Origin of the sequence: Streptomyces agglomeratus (assembly GCF_001746415.1) — a bacterium.
GTDB lineage: Bacteria > Actinomycetota > Actinomycetes > Streptomycetales > Streptomycetaceae > Streptomyces > Streptomyces agglomeratus.
Genome location: NZ_MEHJ01000001.1, coordinates 2560161 through 2586828, shown reverse-complemented (window position 1 = coordinate 2586828; position 26668 = coordinate 2560161). Strand labels below are relative to the sequence as shown.

Here is a 26668-nt window from a genome sequence, read left to right as displayed (position 1 = left end):
CACTGAACATCTGCGTCTTCCTCTCCGCCGCCGACCTCGACGAGCGCTACACGCGCCCCGCCCGCGAATTCGGCGAACTGATCGGCAAGGGCGGCCACACGCTGGTGTGGGGAGGGTCGGAGGCCGGGCTGATGAAGGTCGTCGCCGACGGCGTGCAGGAGGCCGGCGGGCGGCTCGTCGGCGTATCGGTGGAGTTCCTGCACACCGTGGCGCGGGAGAACGCCGACGAGATGGTGATCGCCAAGGACCTCGCCGAACGCAAGGCGCTGCTGCTCGCCAGGTCCGACGCGATCGTCGTCATGGTCGGCGGCACCGGCACGCTGGACGAGGCCACCGAGATACTGGAGCTGAAGAAGCACGGCCTGCACGACAAGCCGGTGGTGCTGCTCAACACGGCGGGCTTCTACGACGGCCTCAAGCTCCAGTTCCAGCGGATGGAAGCGGAGGGCTTCCTGCCGGTCCCCCTCGCCGACCTGGTGTTCTTCGCGGAGGACGGCGTCGCGGCACTCGCCTACCTTGAGGAGTCGACCGGCGTGCAGTGATGCGAGCATGGGCCCTATGGCTACACATGTGATCACCGGAGCCGGCTCGGGCATCGGCGCGGCCGTCGCCCGCCGCCTGCACGAGCGCGGCGACGACATCGTCCTGATGGCCCGCGACGCGGGCCGCGCCAAGCAGCTCGCGGGAGCGTTCCCCGGCGCCCGTACGCTCGTCGGCGACCTCGCCAACCCCGACCGGCTCTCCTGGGCGTTCTCGCACCAGCCGATGCCGGAGCGGGTGGACTCGCTGCTGCACATCGCGGGCGTCGTCGACCTCGGCCGCGTCGGCGACCTCGGCACCAAGACCTGGCACAGCCAGCTCAACGTGAACCTGATCGCCCCGGCCGAGCTGACCCGGCTGTTCCTGCCCCAACTCCGCCACGACAAGGGCCACGTGGTCTTCGTCAACTCCGGCGCGGGCCTGACCGCGCACGCCGAGTGGGGCCCGTACGCCGCCAGCAAGCACGGCCTGAAGGCACTGGCCGACGCGCTGCGCCAGGAGGAGCACGGCAACGGCGTACGCGTCACGTCCGTCTATCCGGGGCGTACCGCAAGCGCCATGCAGGAGAAGGTGCACCACCAGGAGGGCAAGGAGTACGACCCGTCGCGCTGGATCGACCCGGAGTCGGTCGCGACGACGATCCTCATGTCCCTCGACCTCCCGCGCGACGCCGAGGTCAACGACCTCACCGTGCGGCCGGGCCGATGAGCGCGCACGAGGGCGGGTACGTGTGGGGCCCGGCGACCGGCGTCGGTTCCATGCCGGGCGGGGACGCCCGCGAGACCGCCAGGACCGTCACCGGATCGTTCGAGGACTTCCCGTACCTCGCGGAGCTGCCCGCGCGCGGCCCCGGCGCCGACATGATCGGCCGGACCGCCGGGATGCTCGTCGAGATGTACGTCCACCTCGAACCCAGCGGCTGGCGCTTCAGCGACCGGCCGGGGCGCGACACCCGGCGGGCCCGCTCCTGGCTGGGCGAGGACCTGGACGCGCTGGAGGAGTTCACCCAGGGGTACACCGGCCCGCTGAAGGTGCAGGCCGTCGGGCCGTGGACGCTGGCCGCCTCGCTGGAACTGCGCGGCGGCGAGGCGGCGGTCGGCGACCCGGGCGCGGCCCGCGACCTCGCCGGCTCGCTGGCGGAGGGCCTGCGCGCGCATCTCGCGGAGGTGCGGCGGCGGGTGCCCGGCGCGCAGGTGGTGCTCCAGCTCGACGAGCCGTCGCTGACGGCCGTACTGCGCGGACACGTCAGGACCGCGAGCGGCTACCGGACGTACCGGGCGGTGGACCGCCAGGTCGTCGAGGGCGCGCTGCGGGACGTGATGGGCGTGAACGACGGGCCGGTGGTCGTGCACTCCTGCGCACCCGACGTGCCGTTCGCCCTGCTGCGCCGGGCCGGTGCCGCGGGCGTCTCGTTCGACTTCTCGCTGCTCACCGAGCGTGACGAGGAGTCGATCGGTGAGGCCGTGGAGGGCGGTACGCAGCTGTTCGCCGGAATCGTGCCGGGCACCGACACGGCATTGTCCGACCCGGCCGGTAGCGTCATGGGTGTCAGGACGCTGTGGCGCAGGCTGGGGCTGAATCCGGGGACTCTGGCGGAGTCCCTGGTGATCACTCCGTCGTGCGGGCTCGCGGGGGCTTCCCCCGCGTACGCGCGCGCCGCGCTCGCGCACTGCGCCAGGGCCGCGAGATCGCTCGCGGACAACCCTGAGTAACGGGAATCGGAAACGGGAGGCAGGACGGTGGCTGGCGAACAGCAGGCGGCGGCGGTGCCGGCGGAGGCACGGGAGCGGCACGCACAGCTCGCTGAGCAGATCGAGGAGCACCGCTTCCGGTACTACGTGAAGGACCAGCCGGTCATCAGCGACGCGGAGTTCGACAAGCTGCTGCGGACGCTGGAGGGTCTGGAGGACGAGTATCCCGAGCTGCGTACGCCCGACTCGCCCACCCAGAAGGTCGCGGGGGCGTACGAGACGGACTTCACGGCGGTCCAGCACCGCGAGCGCATGCTGTCCCTCGACAACGCCTTCGACGACGAGGAGCTGTCGGCCTGGGGCGAGCGCGTCGCGGGTGAGCTGGGCACGGTGCCGTACCACCTGCTCTGCGAGCTGAAGGTGGACGGCCTCGCGGTCAATCTGACGTACGAGAAGGGCCGGCTGACGCGGGCCGCGACCCGGGGCGACGGCCGCACGGGCGAGGACATCACGCCCAACGTCCGTACGATCGCGGGCATTCCGGACCGGCTGAAGGGCGACCGGATCCCGGACCTGGTCGAGATCCGCGGCGAGGTGTACTTCCCGATGGAGAAGTTCCAGGAGCTGAACGCCCGTCTGGTCGCCGCCGAGGACAAGCCGTTCGCCAACCCGCGCAACGCGGCGGCCGGTTCGCTGCGGCAGAAGGACCCCAAGGTCACCGCGAGCCGCCCGCTGCACATGGTGGTGCACGGCATCGGCGCCCGGGAGGGCTTCGACATCGACCGCCTGTCGCAGGCGTACGAGCTGCTGCGCGAATGGGGCCTGCCGGTCGCGCGGCACAACAGGGTGGTCGAAGACCTCGCGGGCGTACGGGAGTTCATCGCGTACTTCGGCGAGAACCGGCACTCTGTGGAGCACGAGATCGACGGCGTCGTCGTCAAGCTCGACGAGATCCGGCTCCAGGGCCGGCTCGGCTCGACCTCGCGGGCGCCGCGCTGGGCCATCGCCTGGAAGTACGCGCCGGAGGAGGTCAACACCAAGCTCGTCAACATCCGGGTCGGCGTGGGGCGCACGGGGCGCGTGACGCCGTACGCCCAGGTGGAGCCGGTGACGGTCGCCGGTTCCGAGGTGGAGTTCGCCACCCTGCACAACCAGGAAGTGGTGAAGGCCAAGGGCGTACGCATCGGGGACACCGTGGTGCTGCGCAAGGCGGGCGACGTCATCCCCGAGATCCTCGGGCCGGTCGTGGACCTGCGGGACGGCAGCGAGCGGGAGTTCGTGATGCCGTCCGAGTGCCCCGAGTGCGGTACGCCGCTGCGCCCGATGAAGGAGGCCGACATCGACCTCCGCTGCCCCAACGCCCGTTCCTGCCCGGCCCAGTTGCGGGAGCGGCTGTTCTACCTGGCGGGCCGCAAGTCGCTGGACATCGAGAACTTCGGGTACGTCGCGGCGGCCGCGCTCACCAGGCCGCTGGAGCCGGCCGAGCCTCCGCTGCGCGACGAGGGCGACCTCTTCGACCTCCGGGTCGAACAGCTGCTGCCCATCAAGTCGTATGTCCTGGACCAGGATTCGGGTCTTCCCAAGCGCGACCCGAAGACCGGCGAGGAGAAGATCGTCACCTTCTTCGCCAACCAGGAGGGCGAGCCGAAGAAGAACACCCTCGCCATGCTGGAGAACATCGCGGCCGCGAAGCAGCGCCCGCTCGCGCGCGTCATCACCGGGCTCTCCATCCGGCACGTGGGGCCGGTCGCGGCGGAGGCGCTGGCCCGCGAATTCCGGTCGATCGACCGGATCGAACACGCCACGGAGGGGGAACTGGCCGCGGTGGAGGGCGTCGGACCGATCATCGCCGCCTCGCTCAAACAGTGGTTCGAGGAGGACTGGCACCGGGAGATCCTGCGCAAGTGGCGGGCGGCCGGGGTCCGGATGGAGGAGGAGGGCGCCGGAGAGGAGCAGGGGCCGCGTCCGCTGGAGGGCCTCACCGTCGTGGTGACCGGGACTCTCCAGAACTACACCCGGGATGGCGCAAAAGAGGCGCTCCAAAACCTTGGCGCGAAAGTGACCGGATCTGTTTCGAAGAAGACCGGTTTTGTCGTGGTGGGCGACAGCCCCGGCTCCAAGTACGACAAAGCCATGCAGTTGAAGGTGCCAGTGCTGAACGAAGAGGGATTTGCCGTCCTTTTGGCGGAGGGTCCGGACGCGGCGCGTGAAGCGGCTGTGCCGACCGAGGAGTAGGTGCGCCGCGGGGCGGGGAAAGGGCCGGTGAGAGGGGTAAGTCCCCAGCAGGGATCACCCGTTCGGCGCATAGCAGACGGACGCGGGTGGCTGGGTCGCATTCGGGCAACAGCGGTGGACCGCTGCCCCGGAGAGCCTTCTGCGGCCTACTGTTGAGATGTGCGCCTGCCGTGCACGGCTGCAATGGGGTGTCCCCTGCTCATAAGGAGCCCGGGGAAGGGATTTCAGTCGTGGACGGCATGACAACGGGGCCACCGCTTGGCAGGGGCACCGCCGGCTGTGAGAGGGACGGAATGAAACCGACCGAGAGTGCCGACCCGGCCTCACGGCTGCGGCGGTGGGCGGGCACCCCCAGGGCGCTGCCCGCCGCCATCGTGACACTGGCCGCCCTTGTCCTGGCCACCGGCATCTTCGGCGCCGTGACCGGGGACCGCGCCCTGTTCCCCGACGGCACGGTCGGCTGGTCCCTCGCGGTCCTCACCGGAGTCATCGTCGGCCACCTGGTCGCACTCGGCCGCGACCGGTGGTGGGGCGGCACGGGATCGGGCGCCGCGCTCACCCTGGCCGTCCTGCTGCTGTTCGGCTGGGTGCCCGCCGGTCTGGTCAGCCTGGCCGTCGTGGTCCTGGTCGGCGTGGCCCGCCGGCACCGCTGGAAACAGGGGCTGCTGCACGGCGCCGTCGACATACTCGGGATCGGCATCGCCGCGCTGGTGCTGGCCGTGTTCGGCGACGTACCGACCGTCGAGAAGCCCTGGAATCCGCTGGAGTGGGGGCTGGAGACGGTCCCGGAGGTCGTGCTGGCCGCCACCGCGTACCTCGCCCTCACCCGGCTGCTGCTCTGGTACGCGCTGGCGCCGCGCCGGGGACGGCTGCCGTCCGTCGCCAGGACGGCCCTGTACCGGCAGGGACTCGTCGCGGTCGCGCTGCTCGGCATCGCACCGCTGATCTGCGTGGTCGCGGTGGCGCTGCCCGTCCTGCTGCCGCTGTTCGCCGTACCGCTGATAGCGCTGGACTCCACGCTGTGGATCGCCAGGGCCCGGGCCGAGGAGCAGCTGCGGGACCCGCTGACCGGGCTGCCGAACCGGCACTGGCTGCTCCAGCGGGCCCGCCCCGTCCTCGAAGAGGCCGAGAGCGTGGGGACGAGGTCCGCCCTCGTACTGATAGACCTCGACCGCTTCAGGGCGGTCAACGACACGCTCGGGCACCTCGCGGGCGACCGGCTGCTGCTCCAGATAGCCGACCGGCTGCGCCTGGCGCTGCCGCGCGGGGCGGAGGCCGCGCGGCTGGGCGGGGACGAGTTCGCGGTGCTGCTGCCGACGGCGGACTCGACGACCAGCGCGCAGCGCGTCGCGAGGCATCTGGTGGCCGCACTCTCCTCGCCCCTCGATCTGGACGGCCTGACGCTCGTTCTGGAGGCCAGCGCGGGCGTCGCGGTCTTCCCCGACCACGCGCTGGACGCGGAAGGGCTGCTGCGGCGCGCGGACGTGGCGATGTACCAGGCCAAGCGCGACCGTACCGGCGTGGAGGTCTACGAGTCCAAGCGCGACAGCAACACCCCGGACCGGCTCGGCCTGCTGGGCGACCTGCGGCGCGCGCTGGACGCGGGCGAGGTCGAGCTGCACTACCAGCCGAAGGTCGGGTTCGACGGCCACGTGGCGGGGCTCGAAGCGCTGGTCCGGTGGGTGCACCCGGAGCGCGGGCGGGTTCCCCCGGACGAGTTCATCGCCATCGCGGAGTCGTCGGGGCTGATGCCCCATCTGACGGAGTACGTACTGGAGACCGCGCTCGCGCAGGTCGCGCGCTGGCGGGCGCAGGGGCTGAACACCCCGGTGGCGGTGAACGTGTCACCGCGCGACGTGCACACGCCGGGCTTCGCGGGCGCGGTGGCCGCGCGGCTGGCCAGGCACGGTGTCCCCGCGGGGTCCCTGCAACTCGAAATAACGGAGCACGTGCTGCTGGAGGACCCGCAGCGGGCGGCGGACACGCTGGCCGGGCTGACCGGGCACGGCGTGAAGATGTCCCTGGACGACTTCGGCACGGGTTACTCGTCCCTCGTCCATCTGCGCCGGCTGCCGGTCAGCGAGCTCAAGATCGACCGGTCGTTCGTGGCGCGGCTGGCCGTCGACAACGAGGACGCCGAGATCGTCCGCTGCACCGTCGACCTCGCCCACTCGCTCGGCCTGCTGGTGGTGGCCGAGGGCGTAGAGGACGACGAGACGTGGGAGCGCCTGCGGGACCTGGGCTGCGACGCGGTCCAGGGCTGGCTGGTGGCGGCCGCCATGCCCCCGGACGAGGCGACGGCGTGGCTCCTGGCCCGGGGCGAGCGGGGCTGGCACCGCCAGGTCGACCTGGACCGGGTGGCCGCGGCGGCGGCCCTGGAGGAGGCGCAGCGCCAGTCCCCGTCGCCGTCCGGCCAGCCGGTGAAGTAGCGCCGAAGAGCAGCCGAAGAGCATAGGAAGCAGCCCGCGGGGAATCCGTTTCGTGGCCAGGGGGCCCGGCCCCATAGGATTGGGCCAAAATCCACACACTCACCCCTGAGGATCGCTGCATGCCTGGCATCACGCGCGAGGAGGTCGCCCACCTCGCACGGCTGGCGCGTCTGGAGCTGAAGGGCGAAGAGCTCGATCACTTCGCCGGTCAGCTCGACGACATCATCGGCGCGGTCGCCCGCGTCTCCGAGGTCGCCGACCAAGACGTACCGCCGACCTCCCACCCGCTGCCGCTGACGAACGTCATGCGCGCGGACGAGGTCCGTCCGTCGCTCACCCCGGAGCAGGCCCTCTCCGGCGCCCCCGCCCAGGAGCAGCAGCGTTTCAAGGTGCCGCAGATCCTGGGGGAGGACTAAACACCATGACCGACACGCACATCATCAAGCTCACCGCCGCCGAGACCGCCGCGAAGATCGCTTCGGGCGAGCTCACGGCCGTCGAGGTCACCGAGGCCCACCTGGCCCGGATCGACGCCGTCGACGAGAAGGTGCACGCCTTCCTGTACGTCGACCGTGAGGGTGCGCTGGCCCAGGCTCGCGCCGTGGACGCGAAGCGGGCGAACGGCGAGAAGCTCGGCCCGCTGGCCGGCGTCCCGCTCGCGCTGAAGGACATCTTCACCACCGAGGGCATCCCGACCACCGTCGGTTCGAAGATCCTCGAAGGCTGGATCCCGCCGTACGACGCGACGCTGACCAAGAAGCTCAAGGCGGCCGACGTCGTCATCCTCGGCAAGACCAACATGGACGAGTTCGCCATGGGGTCCTCCACCGAGAACAGCGCGTACGGCCCCACCGGCAACCCCTGGGACCTGACGAAGATCCCCGGCGGCTCCGGAGGCGGCTCCTCCGCCGCCCTCGCGTCGTTCGAGGCGCCGCTCGCGATCGGCACGGACACCGGCGGCTCCATCCGCCAGCCCGCCGCCGTCACCGGCACCGTCGGCGTCAAGCCGACGTACGGCGGCGTCTCCCGCTACGGCATGGTCGCCTTCTCGTCCTCCCTCGACCAGGGCGGCCCCTGCGCCCGTACGGTCCTGGACGCCGCGCTCCTGCACGAGGTCATCGCCGGCCACGACCCGCTCGACTCGACCTCCATCGACGCCCCGGTCCCGCCGGTCGTCGAGGCCGCCCGCAACGGCTCGGTCGCCGGCATGCGCGTCGGCGTCGTCAAGCAGTTCCGCGGCGAGGGCTACCAGGCCGGTGTCCTCCAGCGCTTCGACGAGTCCGTCGAGCTGATGCGCGGACTGGGCGCCGAGATCGTCGAGCTGGACTGCCCGTCCTTCGACCTGGCGCTGTCCGCGTACTACCTCATCGCCCCGTCGGAGTGCTCCTCCAACCTGGCCCGCTTCGACGCCATGCGCTACGGCCTGCGGGTCGGCGACGACGGCACGAAGTCCGCCGAGGAGGTCACCGCCCTCACCCGTGAGGCCGGCTTCGGCGACGAGGTCAAGCGCCGCATCATCCTCGGTACGTACGCGCTCAGTTCCGGCTACTACGACGCGTACTACGGCTCGGCGCAGAAGGTCCGTACGCTCATCACGCAGGACTTCGAGAAGGCGTTCGAGAAGGTCGACGTGATCGTCTCGCCGACGACGCCCACCACCGCCTTCCCGATCGGCGAGCGCGCCGACGACCCGATGGCGATGTACCTCGCGGACCTGTGCACGATCCCGACCAACCTGGCCGGCAACGCCGCCATGTCGCTGCCCTGCGGCCTGGCGCCCGAGGACGGCATGCCGGTCGGTCTCCAGATCATCGCCCCCGCCATGAAGGACGACCGTCTTTACAAGGTCGGCGCCGCCGTAGAGGCAGCCTTCGTGGAAAAGTGGGGCCACCCGCTGCTTGAGGAGGCACCGTCGCTGTGAGCCCCATGCCCATCAAGGCCAAGGGATTCAAGAATTCCAAGGCCGGTACGTACCTGTCGATCGGCTCCACCGCCTTCGGCGCGATCAGCGTCGTCAAGCAGGCCCGTATGGCCCGCAAGGACAACGACACGCTGCGTCTCGTCGACGCCGCTGTCTCCGCCGCCGCCATCGTCACCGGCCTCGCTCTGCTCTACCGCGAGCTGAAGAAGCTCGGCGACGACGACGTCCTGCTGGGCTGAGAGGGAAAGTTTCACCGTGACCGTCACTGAACTGGTGTCGTACGAGGACGCGCTCGCGTCCTACGACCCCGTCATGGGCCTGGAGGTCCATGTCGAGCTTGGCACAAAGACGAAGATGTTCTGCGGCTGCTCCACGGAGCTGAAGCAGGACGCCAACAGCCAGACCTGCCCCACCTGCCTGGGGCTGCCCGGCTCGCTCCCGGTCGTCAACGCGATCGGCGTCGAGTCGGCCGTCAAGATCGGCCTCGCGCTCAACTGCGAGATCGCCGAGTGGTGCCGCTTCGCCCGGAAGAACTACTTCTATCCGGACATGCCGAAGAACTTCCAGACCTCCCAGTACGACGAGCCGATCGCCTTCAACGGCTATCTGGACGTCCAGCTGGAGGACGGCGAGATCTTCCGCGTGCAGATCGAGCGCGCCCACATGGAGGAGGACACCGGCAAGTCGCTGCACGTCGGCGGCGCCACCGGCCGTATCCACGGCGCGTCCCACTCCCTGCTGGACTACAACCGCGCAGGCATCCCGCTCATCGAGATCGTCACCAAGCCGATCGAGGGCGCGGGCACGCGCGCTCCCGAGGTCGCGAAGGCGTACGTCGCCGAACTGCGCGAGCTCATCAAGGCGCTCGGCGTCTCCGAGGCGCGCATGGAGCAGGGCCAGATGCGCTGCGACGTGAACCTCTCGCTGCGGCCGCACGGCCGTGAGGAGTTCGGTACGCGCTCCGAGACGAAGAACGTCAACTCGCTGCGCTCGGTCGAGCGCGCCGCCCGCTACGAGATCCAGCGGCACGCCGCGGTGCTCTCGTCCGGCGGCACGATCGTGCAGGAGACCCGGCACTTCCACGAGGAGGACGGCTCCACCACGGCCGGCCGCATCAAGGACAACGCCGAGGACTACCGGTACTTCCCGGAGCCCGACCTGGTGCCCGTGGCCCCCGCGCGCGAGTGGGTCGAGGAGCTCCGCAAGGGGCTGCCCGAGCTGCCGCGGGTGCGCCGCAACCGCCTCCGCGAGGAGTGGGGTGTCACCGAGCACGACATGCAGTCGATCCTGAACGCCGGTGCGATCGACCCGATCGTCGCCACGATCGAGGCGGGCGCGGACGCCGCTTCGGCGCGCAAGTGGTGGATGGGTGAGCTGGCCCGCAACGCCAACGAGTCCGGCCGCGACCTCGCGTCGCTGCCGATCACGCCCGAGCAGGTCGCCCGCGTCACCGCCCTGGTGAAGGAGGGCTCGCTCAACGACAAGCTGGCCCGCCAGGTCATCGAGGGCGTCCTCGCGGGCGAGGGCGGCCCGGACGACGTCGTCGAGAAGCGCGGCCTGAAGGTCGTCTCCGACGAGGGCGCGCTGTCCACGGCCGTCGACGAGGCCATCGCCGCCAACGCCGGCATCGCGGACAAGATCCGCAGTGGCAAGGTCGCCGCGGCCGGCGCGCTGGTCGGCGCGGTCATGAAGGCCACGCGCGGCCAGGCCGACGCGGCGCGTGTGCGCGAGCTGATCCTGGAGAAGCTGGGCGTGAGCGAGGGCTGACGCCCGTACGCCCGATACGCCCGAGGGGCGGCGCACCGGAACCTTCCGGGGCGCCGCCCCTCCGGCGTGCGGGGGCCGCTCGCGCGTGGCCGGATGACGCTTGGACTTCTGGCGCCTTGTCTTGGACGTTCACGCCGGAGTCGTCACCGGGTCTTCTCGTCGCCACCCGGCCTCACTACCGTCCCAGGCGTACCACTCAATGGATCGCAAGTGGACCATTGGCTGTCGACTGGGAGGTCGAGCGTGTCACCGGAGATTTCGCGCAGAAGGATGCTCGCGCTGGGCGGAGGCGCCCTCGGCGCCGCCGCGGCCGGATCGCTGCTGCCGCCCTCGTTGCAGGCGGCGATCGCCGCCGAACCGCCCTCGGGCGGGCTCGCGGCGGTCAGGCACGTCGTCGTCCTCATGCAGGAGAACCGATCCTTCGACCACTACTTCGGCACCCTGCGCGGTGTACGCGGCTTCGGTGACCGCAACGCCGTGGAGCTGCCGTCCGGCAAGCCGGTCTTCGAGCAGCCCGGCCCGCTGCGCTCCGTCCTGCCCTTCCCGGTACGGGGCGCGGCCGAGGCGCAGCAGAAGGACCTCCAGTACATCGGCGACCTCGACCACTCGTGGGGCGGCGGCGCCAGGGCGTGGAACCAGGGCTGGATGGACGGCTGGGTTTCGGCCAAGACCGCCGCCACCATGGCGTACTACGACCGCCGCGACCTGCCGCTGCACTACGAGCTCGCGGACACCTTCACCATCTGCGACGCCTACCACTCCTCGATCCATACGTCGACGAGCCCGAACCGCAACCACCTGTGGAGCGGCTGGACCGGCCACGAGGCCGACGGCAGCCGCGCCGTCACCAACGCCGCGTACGCCGAGGGCACCCACCCCGGCTACCCGTGGCCGACGTACGCCGAGCGGCTGGAGAAGGCGGGCCGGTCCTGGAAGACGTACCAGGAGTGGGAGAACTTCACCGACAACAACATCGAGTTCTTCACCGCCTTCAAGACGATCGCCCGCAAGGCGCTCGCGAAGGCACCCGGCGGCTTCACGTACATGGAGGCGTTCTACGCCAAGGTGCGGGAGACGGCCGACGCCGCCGAGCGCGAGCGGCTGCTCGCCGCGCTGGAGGAGGGCGTGGCCACGCTGACGGCCGCCGAGCGCTCCCTCTTCGAGCGCGGGCTGAGGCGTGTGGAGACCGGTGGGCTCGCCGACGACTTCCGGGCCGACGTGGCGGCCGGGAAGCTGCCCGAGGTGTCGTACCTGGTGCCCTCGGCGGTCGACTCCGAGCACCCCGGCTCGTCGTCCCCGATCGCCAGTGCCTCGCTCGTCTACAAGGTGCTCGACGCGCTCGGCTCACACCCGGACGTCTGGCGGCACACCGTCGTACTGATCAACTACGACGAGAACGACGGCTTCTTCGATCACGTGCCGCCGCCCGTGCCGCCCGCCGACAACACCGACGAGCGGTACCAGGGGCGGCCGACAGGGCTGGGCATCAGGGTCCCGATGCTGGTGGTCTCGCCGTGGACGGTCGGCGGGTACGTGTGCTCCGAGGTCTTCGACCACACCTCCGTGATCCGGTTCCTGGAGCGGTGGACGGGCATCGAGGAGCCCAACATCACCCCCTGGCGGCGCGCGGTCGCGGGCGACCTGACCTCCGCGTTCGACTTCAGGCGCGGGCGCCGGCGGCCTCCCGTCGAGCAGCCGGGCGCGATACCGCCCTTCACGGGGCGCTGGCGGCCCGTCCCGCCGCTGGAGCAGCACATGCCCGTACAGGAGGAGGGGACACGGCCCGCGCGCCCGCTGCCGTACCAGCCGGACGCCCACGGCAGGGTGGAGGGCGGCGTCTTCCGGGTCCAGCTGAGCAATACGGGCCGCGCGAGCGCGCACTTCGCCCTCTACCCCTACGCGGGTGAGTTCGCCCTTCCGCAGCACCGGGATGTAAGGGGCAGGGCGCAATGGGCCGTACCCCTTACGCGTGACGCCTACCGCTTCACGATCACCGGTCCGAACGGCTTCCGCCGCGAGTTCGCCGGTACGAAGACGGGTGTCGCCGAGGTCTCGTCGTACCTCGACGTACGCGACCGTGACCTGCACCTCACCCTGGTCAACCGGGGGAAGGAGCCGCTGACCTTCGCCGTACGCACCCTCGCGTACGCCGACGAGGCCGACCTCGACGAGGGGCGGCCGCGCGAGATCACCGTGAGACCCGGCCGCAGCCGCACGGTGGTGCACTCCGCCGCGGACGCGCACGGGTGGTACGACTTGGCGATCACCGTTACGGGTGACGGCGCTTTCCGTAGGCGCCTCATGGGGCACATTGAGAACGGGCGCGCGAGCGTCTCAGGCTGACAGGCCGGGCAGTACGCGGGAGCCCGGGAGCTGCGCCCCCGGCTCCCGCGACTCCTGTGACGATGCGCACGAAAGGGACAAAGGATCACGTTTAGCTGTCAAAGTTGCTGAGCGTAGGTCCTGAGTTCTTTGCGGGTTTGTTCCCGGTAAAGATCCACGAACCACCCAGGGAGCAAGTCCGTTGGCAGCTATCGCCCGGTGGTGCGTCAAGCACCGTCTCGCCTCAGTCCTCCTCTGGCTCCTCGCGCTCGGCGCGGTGGCCGGAGCCGCCGGAGTCGCCGGTTCGGCGTACTCCAACGACTACGAGGTCCCCGGTACCGAGTCGGGGCGCGCGACCGCCCTCCTCGACGCCGGATTCGACGGCCGGGGAGGCGACAGCAACACGATCGTCTGGCACACGGCGGGCCGCACCACCGTCCAGGCCGCCGGGGTCGAGCAGTCCATGACGCGCACGCTCGAAGCCGTCGAGGACCTCCCGGGCGTGGTGGGCGTCGTCAGCCCGTACGACCGCGAGGGCGCCGCGCAGATCAGCAAGGACGGGCACACCGCCTACGCCACCGTCACCTTCGACGCGCAGTCCGACGACGTCCTCCAGCCGCAGGCCGAGGCCCTCGTGAAGACCGCCAAGAGCGCGGAGAGCGACCAGCTCCAGGTGGAGCTCGGCGGCAGCGCCGTGGCGCTCACGGAAGCCCCCACGTCCCACCTCAGCGAACTCGTGGGAGTCGTGGTCGCGGCCGTCGTGCTCTTCGTCGCCTTCGGCTCGCTCGCGGCCAGCCTGCTGCCCATCGCGACCGCCCTGGTCAGCGTAGGCACGGCGTACGCGGGCACCGTGCTGCTCGGCCACGTCATGACGGTCGCCGACTTCGCGCCGATGCTCGGCATGCTGGTCGGGCTCGGCGTGGGCATCGACTACGCCCTGTTCATCGTCACCCGCCACCGCAAGGGCCTGCGCAGCGGTCTGTCCGTCGCCGAGTCGGCGGCGAACGCGGTCACCACCACCGGCCGCGCGGTCGTGTTCGCGGGCGCCACGGTCTGCATCGCCCTGCTGGGCATGCTGATACTGCGCCTGTCCTTCCTCAACGGTGTCGCGATCGCCGCGTCGCTGACCGTCGTCCTCACCGTCGCCGCGTCGGTGACCCTGCTGCCCGCCCTGCTCTCCCTCATCGGCATGCGGGCGCTCAGCCGACGCGAGCGCAGGCAGCTCGCCGAGCACGGACCGCAGCCGGAGCTGCCCACCGGGTTCGCCGCCCGCTGGTCCGCCTTCGTCGAGCGCCACCCCAAGCTGCTCGGAGCCGTCGCCGCCGTCGTCATGGTGGTCCTCGCCCTGCCCACCCTCGGGCTGCACCTGGGCACGTCCGACCAGGGCAACAACCCGGCGTCCTCCACGACCCGCTCGGCGTACGACCTGGTCGCCGACGGCTTCGGCCCCGGCACCAACGGCCCGCTGACTCTCGTCGCCGAGGTCCACGGCGCCGACGACCGGGCCGCCATGGACGCCCTCGCCGGCACCGTGCGCGGCGCCGACGGTGTCGCCGCCGTCGGCCCGGTGGCGTACAGCGCGGACGGCGACACGGCCGCGCTCACCGTCGTACCGCAGTCGTCGCCGCAGTCGCAGGACACCAGCGACCTCGTCGACCGCCTGCGCGAGGACGTGCTGCCGCAGGCCGAGCAGGGGACGACGCTGGAGGTGTACGTCGGCGGGATCACCGCGGGTTACGACGACTTCGCCGAGGTCATCGTCGACAAGCTGCCGCTCTTCGTGGGCGTCGTGATCGCGCTGGGCTGCGTCCTGCTGCTGCTCGCCTTCCGCAGCGTCGGCATCCCGCTCAAGGCCGCGCTGATGAACGTGCTCGCCGTCGCCTCTTCCTTCGGCGTCGTCGTGGCCGTCTTCCAGTGGGGCTGGGGCAGCGAGCTGCTGGGGCTCGGCAGCGCGGGACCGATCGAACCGTTCCTGCCGGTGATCATGGTCTCGGTGCTCTTCGGACTCTCGATGGACTACCAGGTCTTCCTGGTCAGCCGGATGTACGAGGAGTGGCTGGAGACCGGCGACAACCGGCGGGCGGTGCGGGTCGGCCTGGCCGAGACCAGCCGCGTGATCAATTCCGCGGCAGTGATCATGATCTCGGTCTTCCTGGCGTTCGTCCTCAGCGGCGACCGGGTGATCGCGATGTTCGGCATCGCCCTCGCGGCGGCCGTGGCCCTGGACGCGTTCGTCCTCCGTACGCTCCTGGTGCCCGCCCTGATGCACATGCTGGGCGGCGCGAACTGGTGGCTGCCGCGCAGCCTCGACCGGTGGCTGCCGCGGATCAGCATCGAACCCGCCGAAACGCTCACGGCGCACGACAGGATCGAGGCCCAGCGCACGGGCGGGTCGAAGGAGTCCCAGCAGCTCGTGCCATGACGTGGAGGCCGGTGCCGGTGCCGGTGTCGGCACCGGCACGGCACCGGCCGCCACGGTGGCGGGGGGCGCGTTAAGGAAGCTCTCAGAAAGCGCACCTAGCGTGCGGCGTATGACAGCCACAGCCCGTACCCGGTCCGACGAGACAGCCGACGAGACGGCCGCCGCCGCAGGCGCGCCCGACAAGGGCGACGAGGTCGCCGCAGCAGACATCAGGAAGACCGACGGCCAGGACGGCGCCGGCGCGGGCCACGACCGCGCCGAGGGCCACGACGGCGACACGGGCCCCGACGCGGCCGGCTTCACGGGAGCGGACGCGGACGAGGACGGCGACGCGGATCTCCTGGACGAGGCACCGCACGCCAGGTCCTCCGGCGTCGGCACCGGCGCCGCCGCCGTGGTCTCCACCGTGCTCGGCTTCGTCGCCCTCAGCGGGACCTGGATCAGCGATGTCGCCGCCGAGCGCGAGCGCGTCGTCGGCCAGCTGGGCATGTCGCAGACCGCGGGCCCGGCCGAACAGATCACCACGATGTACGGCGACCCCTGGCACATGACCGCTTTGGTCAACGGCGGCTTCGCCCTGCTCGCGCTCGTCGTCGCCGCCGTGGTGCTGGCCCTCCCGGCCTCCGGCACGTCCGGTACGAGCGGCCGGCCCGGCTGGGTCCGCTCCTTCGCCTGGGCGGGCCTCGCCCTCGGCGTCGTGGGGCTGTTCGTCTCCGCCGGGATGTACTTCGACCTCTTCGCCTCGATGCCCGCCGCGCCCGCCGCCGGAACGGGCCAGTAAGGCGGCCGCACCGGCAACGCGGCCGCACCGCAGGCCGGTAAGGCAGCCGCACCCGGGGCCTTAGGGACGTACGCACCTGTTCGCGTACGCCCCTAAGGCCCTTCGTGCTGCCAAGATGCGGCACTCTCCCGATGTGCCGGTGGCCCCTGGGGAACGAGAGTTGAGGCAACGCGGGACCGACCCGCCGAACACCCCGACCTCACCGGAGAACACCATGTACGAGCACGAGATCCAGCAGCAGCACGCGGCGGAACTGATGCGCGTCGCCGCCGCCGAGCGCCTCGCACGCCAGGCCGTCAAGGCCCGTCGCGCCGCCCGCAGGACCGCCCGCGCGTCCGGGCAGAACGCATCCGAGGGGCCGGTGAGTTCGCTGCGCAACCGCTTCGCACGGGCCGCGTGACGGCGACTCCCCACGGGTACGGGACGCGAGATGACGGTCGTGGCCGCTCCGGGGAAAACGAGTCCCGCGCTGTCGGACCCCTGTGCGATGCTCAGCGATGTGGAAACCAGGTCTGTCAGCCCGGTGTTCGTCGGCCGCGCCGGCGAACTCGCCCAGCTCACCGATGCGCTCGCCCGCGCCACCGCGGGCGAGCCGCAGGCGTTGCTCGTGGGCGGTGAGGCGGGCGTCGGCAAGACCCGCCTCGTCGAGGAGTTCTTCGCCGCCGCCTGCGAGGCCGGCGCCGTCGTCGTGGTGGGCGGCTGCGTCGAAATCGGCGCCGACGGACTGCCGTTCGCGCCCTTCTCCACCGCTCTGCGCGCCCTGCGGCGCAGGCTTCCCGACGAGGTGGCCGCCGCCGCCGAGGGCCAGGAGGGCGAACTGGCCCGGCTGCTGCCCGAGCTCGGCGAGACCACCCGCGACCAGCACAACGAAGACGGCATGACGCGCCTGTTCGAGCTGACCGTCCGCCTCCTGGAGCGCATCACCGCGGAGCGTACGGTGGTCCTCGCCCTGGAGGACCTGCACTGGGCCGACACGTCCACCCGCCACCTCCTCGCGTACCTCTTCCGCACCCTGCGGCGCGGCCGCCTCGTCGTGATCGGCACCTACCGCGCGGACGACATCCACCGGCGCCACCCGCTGCGCCCCCTCCTGGCCGAACTGGACCGGCTGCGCACGGTCCAGCGCATCGAGCTGTCCCGGTTCAACCGCTCCGAAGTGCACTGCCAGCTGACCGGAATTCTCGCCGCCGAACCGGACGCGGCCCTGGCCGAAGAGGTGTTCCGGCGCTCCGACGGCAACGCGTTCTTCGTCGAGGAACTGGCCTCCTGCATGGGGACCGGCTGTACCACCGGACTGAGCGACTCCCTGCGCGACGTCCTGCTCGTACGGGTCGAAGCGCTGCCCGACGACGCACAGAAGGTCGCCAGGATCGTCGCCGAGGGCGGCTCCACCGTCGAGTACCGGCTGCTGCTCGCCGTCGCGCGGCTCCCCGAGGACGACCTGATCGAGGCGCTGCGGGCCGCCGTGGGCGCCAACCTGCTGCTCGCGACACCGGACGGCGACGGGTACCGGTTCCGGCACTCCCTGGTCCGCGAGGCGCTCAGCGACGACCTGCTCCCCGGCGAGCGCTCCCGCCTCAACCGCCGCTACGCCGAAGCCCTGGAGGCCGACCACTCGCTCGTACGGTCGGACGAGTACGCCACACGGCTCGCCAGCTACTGGTACGCCGCGCACGACGCGGCCAAGGCACTCCCCGCCGTACTGAAAGCATCCGTCGAGGCGCGCGGGCGCCACGCGTACGCCGACCAACTGAGCCTCCTGGAACGCGCGATGGAGCTGTGGGACGACGCCCCGGCCGACGTCCGCGCGGTGCTGCGGCCCCTGGACTACGCCGAGGTCTACCCGCCCTGCGGCTGCGACCCAGCGACCACTCCGCTGCGTTACCTGGACCTCATGGCGGAAGCCACCGTCGCCGGCCGGTTCGGCGGTGAGCGCGAACGCGCCCTCAAGATCGCCAAGAAGGCGCTGAGACTCCTCGACGGAGAAGGCGACGCCCTGCGCGAAGCCTGGTTCTGGGTGCAGCGCTGCAAGCTGATATCGAGCCTGGGGCGGGGCGACGGCTGGGCGGAACTGGCCCGCGCGCGCGACCTCGTGCGGGGCCTTCCGCCGTCGGCGGTCCACGCCGAGGTGCTGGCCTACGTCGCGGGCTGGGGCATGCTGCACGAGCCGGGCCCGGACAGCCTGGTGGCCGCGCAGCAGGCCGTGGAGTACTCCCGCATGGTCGGAGCCCGGGACACCGAACTGTCGGCGCTGACCACCCTGGGGGGCCTGACCGTCGACTCGGGCGACGTCGAGGGCGGCCTCGCCACCCTGTACGCCGTCAGGGAGCAGGCGGTCGCCCAGGGCATGGCCAGCGTGGCGGGCCGGATCCACGTCAATCTGCCGTCCGCACTGGAGTCCGTGGGGCGTTCCCGCGAGGCGGTGGCCATCGCCGAGGAGGGCCTCGCCTTCTCCAGGATGTACGGCCTCGCCGACGTCGAAGCCTGGGTCCGGGGCAATCTCGCCGAGTCGCTGATGTCCCTCGGGCGCTGGAGCGAGGCCGTCGAGCACGCCGTCGGCATCGAGCGGGCCTCCGCCCCCAGTGCCAAGCCGCGCGGCGCCGCCGCCTGGATCCAGGCCGACGTGGCGCGCGCCCGTGGTGAACTGAGCACGGCGGACGAACGGCTGGCCGCCGCCCGCGCCTACTTCGGCAGCCACGACCCGATGCCCCAGCACGACCTTCCGATGCACCGCGTCGAGCTCACCCTCGCCGCCGCCCGGGGCCGCATCGAGGACGTCCGCGCCGGATTCGCCCGGGCCTCCGAGGCCGGTTTCCCGCTCGGGACGCACCGCTACGCCTGGGCGCTGCTCGCCGAAGCCGCCGTCGCCGAAGCCGACGCACGCGGCCTCCCGGCCGCCGAGGCGGGCCGCGCCGGGGCCCTGGAGCTGATCAGGGCCCGGGCGCAGCGGCTGGCCACCCCGGTGCCGCTCTGGCACGCGTACGAACGCTGGGTGAAAGCCGAACTGCGCCGCGCCGAGGGCGTCGCCGTCCCCGAGGACTGGTCCGGCGTCGTCAGTGCCTTCGAGGAGCTGGAGCGCCCGTACGACCTGGCCCGCGCCCGGCTGCGCTGGGCGGAGGCGCTGCTCGCCGCCGCCCCCGCAGGCGCCGGCACCGAGGCTGCCGCCCCGCCGCGCACCGGGGCGCCCGGCGCGCGTGCGCTGTACGCCGATGAGCGCGAGCGGGCCGTCGAGCTGCTCCGGCTGGTCCGGGCCGCGGCGCAGCACCTGGGCGCCCGCCCCCTCGACGAGAGCGTCACGCAGCTCGCCCAGCGTGCCCGCCTGTCGCTGACGCACACGCCGGACGCCCCGGTGATCATCGCCAGTCCGGCCGCGTCGCTGGGGCTGACACCGCGCGAGCAGGACGTACTGCGCCTGGTCGCGGCCGGCCGCAGCAACCGGCAGATAGCCGAGGAGCTCTACATCTCGCCCAAGACGGCGAGCGTCCACGTCTCCAACATCCTGGCCAAGCTGGGTGTCTCGGGCCGGGGCGAGGCCGCCGCCGTCGCGCACCGGCTGCGCCTGTTCACCGACTCGCAGGACCAGCCGCTCGCGGCCGGATGACGGCCTTCCCCGGGGGAGTCTGCCGCCCCCGGGCCGTTGCCCCCGTGCCGACGGGGGACGAGTCCACCGCCGGGGCTCCACGTGCGCGCGTTCGCGGCCCGGCGCCGACAGCCGCTCGATCATGCCGAACGCGGGCGCGCGGCCGTGCGCCTTCGCTCCACCGCGAGCACACGGCCCCTGAAGCGGCCCCTGACTACTTCACCTCCAGGTTCAGGATCCGGTCGTCGCCCGCCTGCGGGGTGCCCCGGGTGTCCGTCTCGCTGGTGACCAGCCAGAGCTTGTCGCCGCCGGCCGCCACCACCGTGCGCAGCCGGCCGTGCTCCTCCACCAGGAACGACTCGGGGTCCGCCACCGGCTTCGTGCCGTCCAGCGGGATGCGCCACAGCCGCTCGCCGCGCAGCCCCGCCATCCAGATGGAGCCCGAGGCGTACGCGATGCCGCTCGGCGATGCCTCGGACGTCTTCCACTGCGCGACCGGGTCGGTGAAGCCCTCCTCGCCGCCCTTGCCCTCGACGTCGGGCCAGCCGTAGTTCTGGCCGGGACGGATCAGGTTGAGCTCGTCCCAGGTGTTCTGGCCGAACTCGGCCGCCCACAGCCGCTTCTCGCTGTCCCAGGCCAGACCCTGCACATTGCGGTGCCCGTACGAGTAGACGACCGAGTCCGCCTCCGGATTGCCGTGCACCGGCTCGCCGTCCGGCGTCATCCGGAGGATCTTGCCGCCCAGCGACTTCTTGTCCTGCGCCAGCCCGGTGTCGCCCGTCTCGCCCGTACCGGCGTAGAGCATCCTGTCCGGGCCGAAGGCGATCCGGCCGCCGTTGTGGACCGTGCCCTTGGGAATGCCCCGCAAGATGGTGTCGGGTGCGCCGAGTTGCTGCCCGGCCGGCTTCTTCTCGTCGTACAGCATGCGGGCGATGCGGTTGTCGGACTCCGTGGTGAAGTACGCGTAGACCATGTGGTCCGAGGCGAAGGAGGCTGGGACCGCCAGCCCCATGAGGCCGCCCTCGCCGGCCGGCGCGACCCCCGCGACGGTGCCGACCTCCGTCTTCTTGCCGGTCTCACCGTCGACACGGGTGATCGTCCCCTCGTCGCGCGAGGACACCAGCAGATCGCCGTCGGGCAGGGCGGCGAGGCCCCAGGGCGACTTGAGGCCCTCGGTGAGCGTGCCCGCCACCTCGACCGACCCCTTGGCGGGCGGCGGCTCCGCACGCGCCCCCGAGCCGGGCCCGGACGCGTCGCCCGACGGCGACGCACTCGGGCTGCCCGTGGCCGTCGGGGCCGGCGCGTTCCCGTCCGCGCCGGAACACCCCGCGGTGAGCAGGAGAACGGCGGCAGCCAACACAGCTGTCACAGCAGGACGTTGCACGGTGGGCATCCCTTCGACGGCCGGCGGTCGTCGCCGGCGGCACTCACTCTTCATACACCGCTCGCGCCTCCGGGGTTCCGCTCCGGATCAGCCCGGCGGGCGGGGACCGGCGCGGGAGCCGCCCGCGGGGCCGGTCGCCGGTCCCCGCGTCAGTCCCACGAGCCCCGGGCCGGCGGAAGCCCCGCGATCTCCGCCAGGTCCCGGGCCGTCAGCCGCAGCCCGGCCGCTCCCGCGTTCTCCACCGCCCACCGCTCGCGCTTGGCACCCGGCACCGGCACCACCTGGGGACCGCGCCCCAGCACCCACGCCAGCGCCACCTGCGCCGGCGTCGCACCGTGGCGCCCGGCGACCCGGCGCAGCCCCGCCACCACCGGCTGGTTCGCCGCCATCATCTCCGCCGTGAACCGCGGATGCCGGGCCCGTACGTCGTCCGGCTCGAAACCCTGACCCGGCTTGAGCGTGCCCGTCAGGAAGCCGTTCCCCAGCGGCATGGCGGCCAGAAATCCGACCCCCCGCGCCTCGCACCACGGCAGCAGCGCCGTCAGCGCCTCCGGAGACCACACCGAGAGCTCGGCCTGCACCGCGCTCACCGGGAAGACCTGCTGCACCCGCTCCAGCTGGCGAATCGTTCCGTCATGCATCCGTGCCCCGGGCCGCCGCGCCGCACGCGCCCCCACCGCGCACATCCCGAGTGCCCGCACCTTCCCCGCCCGCACCAGGTCCGCCATCGCGCCCCAGGTCTCCTCGACCGGCACCTCCGGATCGGGCCGGTGCAGCTGGTAGAGGTCGATCACATCGGTCTGGAGCCGCCGCAGCGAAGCGTCACACGCCCGCCGTACGTACCCCGGACGCCCATTGGCGACGATGTGCTGATCACCGACCAGCAGCCCGCACTTGGTCGAGACGAACGCGTCGGCGCGCCGCTCCTTGAGCACCCGCCCCAGCAGCAGCTCGTTGGTGAAGGGCCCGTACATGTCGGCGGTGTCGAGCAGGCTGGATCCCGCGTCGAGCGCCGCGTGAACGGTACGCACCGACCGGTCCCCCCGCTGCTGCGAGCCGGTGTACGCCCAGCTCATCGGCATGCATCCGAGTCCGATCGCGCCCACTTCGAGCGCTGCCGCACCGATTGTCCTGCGCTCCAACTCCCCGTACCCCTCCCTCTGCCGCTCCCCAAACTAACCTCTGCGCCCAGCCGCCCTTCGCATAGCCTCGGGGCCATGACTTCAGACGTATGGCTGCCTCTCCCCGCCGCCGAGATAGAGGGCCTCCCCGAGGGCTTCACCTACCGCTTCTGGGACGGTGGCCAGGACTTTCCCGCCGATCCTGCCGACTGCGTCTTTTATGTCGTCCCGTACATGAAGGGCCCCGAGATCGCGGTCCGCCCGCTTGCCGCGATGACGTCCGTACGCGCCGTGCAGACGCTCTCCGCCGGTATCGATCACGTCGAGCCCGGCCTGGGGGACCTGCACCCCGGAGTGCGCCTGTGCAACGCCCGGGGCGTCCACGAGGCCAGCACCGCCGAACTCACCCTCGCGCTGGTCCTCGCCTCGCTGCGCGGCATCCCCGGCTTCGTACGCGGACAGGACCAGGAGGAATGGCGGGCCGGCTTCTACCCCGCGCTCGCCGACAAGTCCGTTCTCATCGTCGGGTACGGATCGATCGGTTCGGCCATCGAGGACCGGCTCACGCCCTTCGAGTGCGCGCGGGTGGCGCGCGTCGCGCGCTCTGCCCGTACAACGGAGCGCGGGCCGGTGCATCCACTGGCCGAACTGCCCGGACTGCTGCCCTCCGCCGATGTCGTCATCCTCTCCACGCCGCTGACCGGGGCGACCCAGGGCCTGGTGAACGCCGACTTCCTGGCGCGGATGAAGGACGGGGCGCTGCTGGTGAACGTCTCGCGCGGCCCGGTCGTCGACACCAAGGCCCTCCTCGCCGAGCTGGAGTCGGGCCGGCTGCGTGCCGCCCTCGACGTCACCGACCCCGAGCCGCTTCCCGCAGGCCACCCCCTGTGGCACGCGCCCGGTCTGCTGATCAGTCCCCATGTGGGGGGCAGCACTTCGGCGTTCATGCCCCGCGCCAAGCGCCTGATCGCTGGACAGCTCGCCCGGTTCGCCGCCGGCGAACCGCTGGACAACATCGTCCTCACCACCGCCTGAGAGGTCGCACCCGGGCGCGAATGGACACACTCCGAAGCCACTCGAATGCGCGGCGTGCCGACAACGCCGCAGGTGGTCACGGAGAGTAGAGGGAGTATGTCCCTGAGTGACTGGATTGGTGTATCGTCCGGACCAAGGGGCTGCGCCGCGCATTATCACGGCGCTGGGGAGCGACCGGACTGTGAGGGGGGCGACGGGCGATGCACGGCGAATGGACCAAGGATCCGGCGCGGCGAGGCCACCGGCGACCACTCGCGCGCCCTCCGGCGGGCGCGCGGGCTCCGCGACCGCTCCCCGTCCGCCCGGCGCCCGGAGCGCCCCGCCCCAGGGCGGTCCGGTGAGTGCCCCCGGGGCGCTCCTCGCCCGGCAGCAGGTGCCGGGCAGTGGAGGGAGCCTGCTCTCGCAGCTCGCTCTCGCGCTGATCTGCGGCGGCTATGCCGTCGGCTCGGCCCTCGGCTGGGGCTCCGCACAACTGGCGCTGATCATGGGCGATTTCGGTCTCGCCGCCGCTGCCCTGATCGCCGCCGTCTCCTGCTTCCTCTACGCCCGCGCGCGCGAGAGCCGGTTCCGGCCCGCCTGGCTGCTCTTCGCGGTCTCCTCCGCGATGGCCGCCTGCGGGAACGCAGTCTGGGGCTGGTACGAGGTGGTGCTGGACAGCGAGGTTCCCTCGCCGTCCTTCGCGGACTTCTTCTTCCTCTGCTTCGGGCCACCCGCCATCGTGGGCCTGCTGGTCCTCGCCAAGCGGCCGGTCACCCGCGCCGGCTGGGTCTGCCTCGCGCTCGACTCCTGGCTGATCGGCGGCTCGCTGCTCACGCTCTCCTGGAGCCTGGCTCTCGCGCACACCACGCACTTCCAGGCCGAGAGCACGGCCCACGCCGCGCTCTCCCTCGCGTATCCGCTGCTCGACATCGCGCTGGTCAGCATGGTGCTCGCGCTGCACTTCCGGCGCTCGAACGCCAACCGCACGGCGATCAACACCGCGATCGCCGCCCTCGCCATGACCGTGCTGTGCGACGCGCTGTTCACCTCGCCCCTGCTGCGCGAGAACTACCGCTCGGGCCAGCTCCTCGACGCGGGCTGGTTCGCCGGCTCGCTGCTCCTCGCGTACGCGCCGTGGGGCGCGCGCCGCGCCGGGCAGTGGGGGGAGGGTGCTCCGTACAACCGGGGCGGCCGTAATCCGGTCAACCGCAATCAGGGCGGCCGCAACTCCGCCGGCCGCAGCCCAGTCGGCCGCAGCCCCGTCAGCCGCAGCCCGGGCAGCCGTCCGATCGGCGGTTCACTGGCCGCCCTCACGCCGTACCTCGCCGCCGCCGTCTGCACCCTCGGCATCCTCTACAACGTGACCGAAGGCCGCCGCGTGGACCGGGTCGTGGTCCTCACCGGCTGCACGGTCGTGCTCGCCCTGGTCGTACGCCAGGGCATCATGCTCCTCGACAACATCTCCCTCACCCAGGAACTGGCGCAGAAGGAGAACCACTTCCGCTCCCTGGTGCAGGGATCGAGCGACGTCATCATGATCGCGGCCCCCACCGGCATATTGCGGTACGTCAGCCCGGCCGCCTCCGGCGTCTACGGACGCGACGCCGAGGAGCTCATCGGATCCGAGCTGGCCTCGCTGATCCATGCCGAGGATCTCGGGCGAGTCGTCCACGAAGTACGCCGCTTTCTGGCCGCGCCTCCCGCGGAGGAGCCGACCACCCGCATCGAGTGCCGCTTCAAGTCGGGAACGGGGGAGTGGCTGAACGTCGAGTCCACCGTCAACCGGCACCAGGGCGGCCTGATCTTCAACTGCCGGGACGTGACCGAACGGGTCCGCCTCCAGGCACAGCTCCAGCACAACGCCGAACACGACCCGCTCACCGACCTGCCCAACCGCGCGCTGTTCACCGCCCGCGTCCGCCAGGCACTGAGCGGCCGCCGCGTCGGCGACCCCGGCACGGCCGTGCTCTACATCGACCTCGACGGCTTCAAGGCGGTCAACGACACCATCGGCCACCAGGCCGGCGACGAGCTGCTGATCCAGGCGGCCCGCCGTCTCCAGGACTCCGTTCGCGCGGGCGACACCGCCGCGCGGCTCGGCGGTGACGAATTCGCCGCCCTCATCGTCGGTGAGGGCTCCCGCGACCAGGCCGCCCGCGAGTGCCAGGTCCACGAGATCGCCGACCGGCTGCGCCTCACGCTCTCCCAGCCGTACCGGATCGACGGCAACGAGGTACGCGTCGCCGCCTCCATCGGAGTCGCCTTCGCCGAGCCCGGTATCAGCCCCACCGACCTCATGCGCAACGCCGACCTCGCGATGTACCGGGCGAAGGCGGGCGGCAAGGACCGGGTCGAGCTGTACGCGCCGCAGATGCAGGCCGAGGTGGTCCGCAGGACCGAACTGGCCACCCGGCTGCGTACGGCGCTCCACGAAGGCGAGTTCGCGCTGCTCCACCAGCCCGTGGTGAACCTGACCAGCGGCCGGGTGACCTCCGTCGCCGCCCAGGCCCGCTGGCGCTCCACCCAGGGCATCCTCTTCACGCCCGCCGAGTTCCTGCGGGTCGCCGACACGGCCGACTCCCAGGAGGGCGCCCGCACCGCCGAGCTCGGCCGCTGGCTCCTCGAAGAGGCCGTCGAACAGGCCGCGGAGCGCAACCGGGCGGGCCACGAGGTCCCGGTGACGGTCCGGCTCTCGGCCCGCAGGCTGGTGGACAAGTCGCTCCCGCTCGGTTCCGTGGAGGGCCTCCTCACCCGGCACGGGCTCCCCTCGGGATCGCTGATCATCGAGCTGGCCGACAGTGACCCCCGGATCTCGTTCGAGGAGCTGGAGCGGCGTCTGGTGGCCCTGCGCAGGCTCGGCGTCCGGATCGCGCTGGACGGCTTCGGCAGCGGTTACGCCGCCATCAACGCGCTGCGCCGGCTCCCCATCGACGTACTGAAACTGGACCGGGGGCTGGTCGAGGGTGTCGTCGAATCGGCCCGGCTGCACAAGATCACCAGCGGGCTGCTGCGGATCGCCTGCGATCTCGGGATGCAGTCCGTGGCGGATGGCGTGGACGTGCCGGAGCAGGTCGTCGCCCTGCGCGCCATGGGGTGCACGCACGGGCAGGGCATGGCCTTCTCGGGACCGCTCGACGAGTACCGGCTGCGGCGGGCGCTGGTCCGTGGCGAGTACCCCGTGCCGGGCGGCACCGCGGCCCTGTCCGTCCTGGCGGGCGGATCGGGCGGATCGCTTCCCGTACGGCATGTGGGCGCGAACGGAAGTGAAACGATCACACGTCCTCCATTGCGCTCAAATAGTGAGACGCCCGTCCCACCTACTTGACAGGCACCGGGCGCCGGAGGGAGGGTCAGTGCCATGCGCACCCGAATTCTCGTACTTGGAAAGCGCGTCGGCTGAAGCAGAGCACGCACATGCAGCTCTGCGGACCGCACCGGCGCGCTCCCCTCGCTTGCCTCAC

18 protein-coding genes are annotated in these 26668 nt (G+C 71.8%); 16 read left to right on the top strand and 2 right to left on the bottom strand.

The genetic code is table 11. The annotated features are described in order from the left end of the window. Window positions 1–2 precede the first annotated feature (2 nt). The 14 genes from AS594_RS10805 to AS594_RS10740 all read left to right on the top strand — a co-directional run bounded on the left by AS594_RS10805 (window position 3) and on the right by AS594_RS10740 (window position 19709). Window positions 3–542 (top strand): LOG family protein, encoded by a 540-nt coding sequence (locus tag AS594_RS10805; RefSeq protein WP_069930429.1) that lies wholly within the window; start codon window positions 3–5, stop codon window positions 540–542. A 16-nt stretch (window positions 543–558) separates the two neighbouring features. Continuing rightward, the gene (locus AS594_RS10800) at window positions 559–1248 is read left to right on the top strand and encodes an SDR family oxidoreductase (protein ID WP_069933090.1); all 690 of its coding nucleotides are present in this window, start codon (window positions 559–561) and stop codon (window positions 1246–1248) included. Next, a complete protein-coding gene (locus AS594_RS10795; protein WP_069933091.1) occupies window positions 1245–2252 on the top strand; it encodes a methionine synthase in 1008 nt (335 codons plus the stop codon). Before AS594_RS10800 ends, AS594_RS10795 begins: the two co-directional genes overlap by 4 nt. A gap of 27 nt (window positions 2253–2279) precedes the next feature. Then, window positions 2280–4466: an NAD-dependent DNA ligase LigA gene (gene ligA / locus AS594_RS10790; RefSeq protein WP_069933092.1), complete on the top strand. Its 2187-nt coding sequence runs from the start codon at window positions 2280–2282 to the stop codon at window positions 4464–4466. 239 nt (window positions 4467–4705) lie between these two features. Continuing rightward, on the top strand, window positions 4706–6895 hold the full coding sequence (locus AS594_RS10785) for a putative bifunctional diguanylate cyclase/phosphodiesterase (RefSeq protein ID WP_420877895.1): 2190 nt from the start codon (window positions 4706–4708) through the stop codon (window positions 6893–6895). A gap of 119 nt (window positions 6896–7014) precedes the next feature. Continuing rightward, complete coding sequence (gene gatC / locus AS594_RS10780) at window positions 7015–7311, top strand: Asp-tRNA(Asn)/Glu-tRNA(Gln) amidotransferase subunit GatC (protein WP_015036350.1); 297 nt, start codon at window positions 7015–7017, stop codon at window positions 7309–7311. Between the two features lie 5 nt (window positions 7312–7316). Then, window positions 7317–8816 (top strand): Asp-tRNA(Asn)/Glu-tRNA(Gln) amidotransferase subunit GatA, encoded by a 1500-nt coding sequence (gatA, locus tag AS594_RS10775; RefSeq protein WP_069933093.1) that lies wholly within the window; start codon window positions 7317–7319, stop codon window positions 8814–8816. A gap of 5 nt (window positions 8817–8821) precedes the next feature. Then, the gene (locus AS594_RS10770) at window positions 8822–9055 is read left to right on the top strand and encodes a hypothetical protein (protein WP_069926802.1); all 234 of its coding nucleotides are present in this window, start codon (window positions 8822–8824) and stop codon (window positions 9053–9055) included. A gap of 16 nt (window positions 9056–9071) precedes the next feature. Further along, window positions 9072–10583, top strand: coding sequence for an Asp-tRNA(Asn)/Glu-tRNA(Gln) amidotransferase subunit GatB (gene gatB / locus AS594_RS10765; RefSeq protein WP_069926801.1), 1512 nt, complete (start codon window positions 9072–9074; stop codon window positions 10581–10583). A 270-nt stretch (window positions 10584–10853) separates the two neighbouring features. Then, window positions 10854–12926 carry a phosphocholine-specific phospholipase C gene (locus AS594_RS10760; protein ID WP_420877894.1) on the top strand — a complete coding sequence of 691 codons (2073 nt, stop codon included), beginning with the start codon at window positions 10854–10856 and terminating at the stop codon, window positions 12924–12926. 181 nt (window positions 12927–13107) lie between these two features. Further along, the gene (locus AS594_RS10755) at window positions 13108–15327 is read left to right on the top strand and encodes an MMPL family transporter (protein ID WP_069926799.1); all 2220 of its coding nucleotides are present in this window, start codon (window positions 13108–13110) and stop codon (window positions 15325–15327) included. 109 nt (window positions 15328–15436) lie between these two features. Further along, the gene (locus tag AS594_RS10750) at window positions 15437–16108 is read left to right on the top strand and encodes a hypothetical protein (RefSeq protein ID WP_069933095.1); all 672 of its coding nucleotides are present in this window, start codon (window positions 15437–15439) and stop codon (window positions 16106–16108) included. Between the two features lie 160 nt (window positions 16109–16268). Next, window positions 16269–16508: a hypothetical protein gene (locus tag AS594_RS10745; RefSeq protein ID WP_338120155.1), complete on the top strand. Its 240-nt coding sequence runs from the start codon at window positions 16269–16271 to the stop codon at window positions 16506–16508. A gap of 87 nt (window positions 16509–16595) precedes the next feature. Then, window positions 16596–19709 (top strand): helix-turn-helix transcriptional regulator, encoded by a 3114-nt coding sequence (locus tag AS594_RS10740; RefSeq protein ID WP_069935081.1) that lies wholly within the window; start codon window positions 16596–16598, stop codon window positions 19707–19709. A 193-nt stretch (window positions 19710–19902) separates the two neighbouring features. Here the strand turns inward: AS594_RS10740 and AS594_RS10735 are convergent, their stop codons facing one another. Both AS594_RS10735 and AS594_RS10730 read right to left on the bottom strand, forming a co-directional pair. Then, window positions 19903–21081 carry a PQQ-dependent sugar dehydrogenase gene (locus AS594_RS10735; RefSeq protein ID WP_069933097.1) on the bottom strand — a complete coding sequence of 393 codons (1179 nt, stop codon included), beginning with the start codon at window positions 21079–21081 and terminating at the stop codon, window positions 19903–19905. Between the two features lie 140 nt (window positions 21082–21221). Further along, window positions 21222–22214 (bottom strand): aldo/keto reductase, encoded by a 993-nt coding sequence (locus AS594_RS10730; protein WP_069926794.1) that lies wholly within the window; start codon window positions 22212–22214, stop codon window positions 21222–21224. Window positions 22215–22289: 75 nt separating this feature from the next. Here AS594_RS10730 and AS594_RS10725 point away from each other — a divergent pair, with 75 nt between their 5' ends. Both AS594_RS10725 and AS594_RS10720 read left to right on the top strand, forming a co-directional pair. Beyond that, window positions 22290–23228 (top strand): 2-hydroxyacid dehydrogenase, encoded by a 939-nt coding sequence (locus tag AS594_RS10725; protein ID WP_069933098.1) that lies wholly within the window; start codon window positions 22290–22292, stop codon window positions 23226–23228. A 337-nt stretch (window positions 23229–23565) separates the two neighbouring features. Then, window positions 23566–26532: a putative bifunctional diguanylate cyclase/phosphodiesterase gene (locus tag AS594_RS10720; RefSeq protein ID WP_069933099.1), complete on the top strand. Its 2967-nt coding sequence runs from the start codon at window positions 23566–23568 to the stop codon at window positions 26530–26532. Window positions 26533–26668 lie beyond the last annotated feature (136 nt).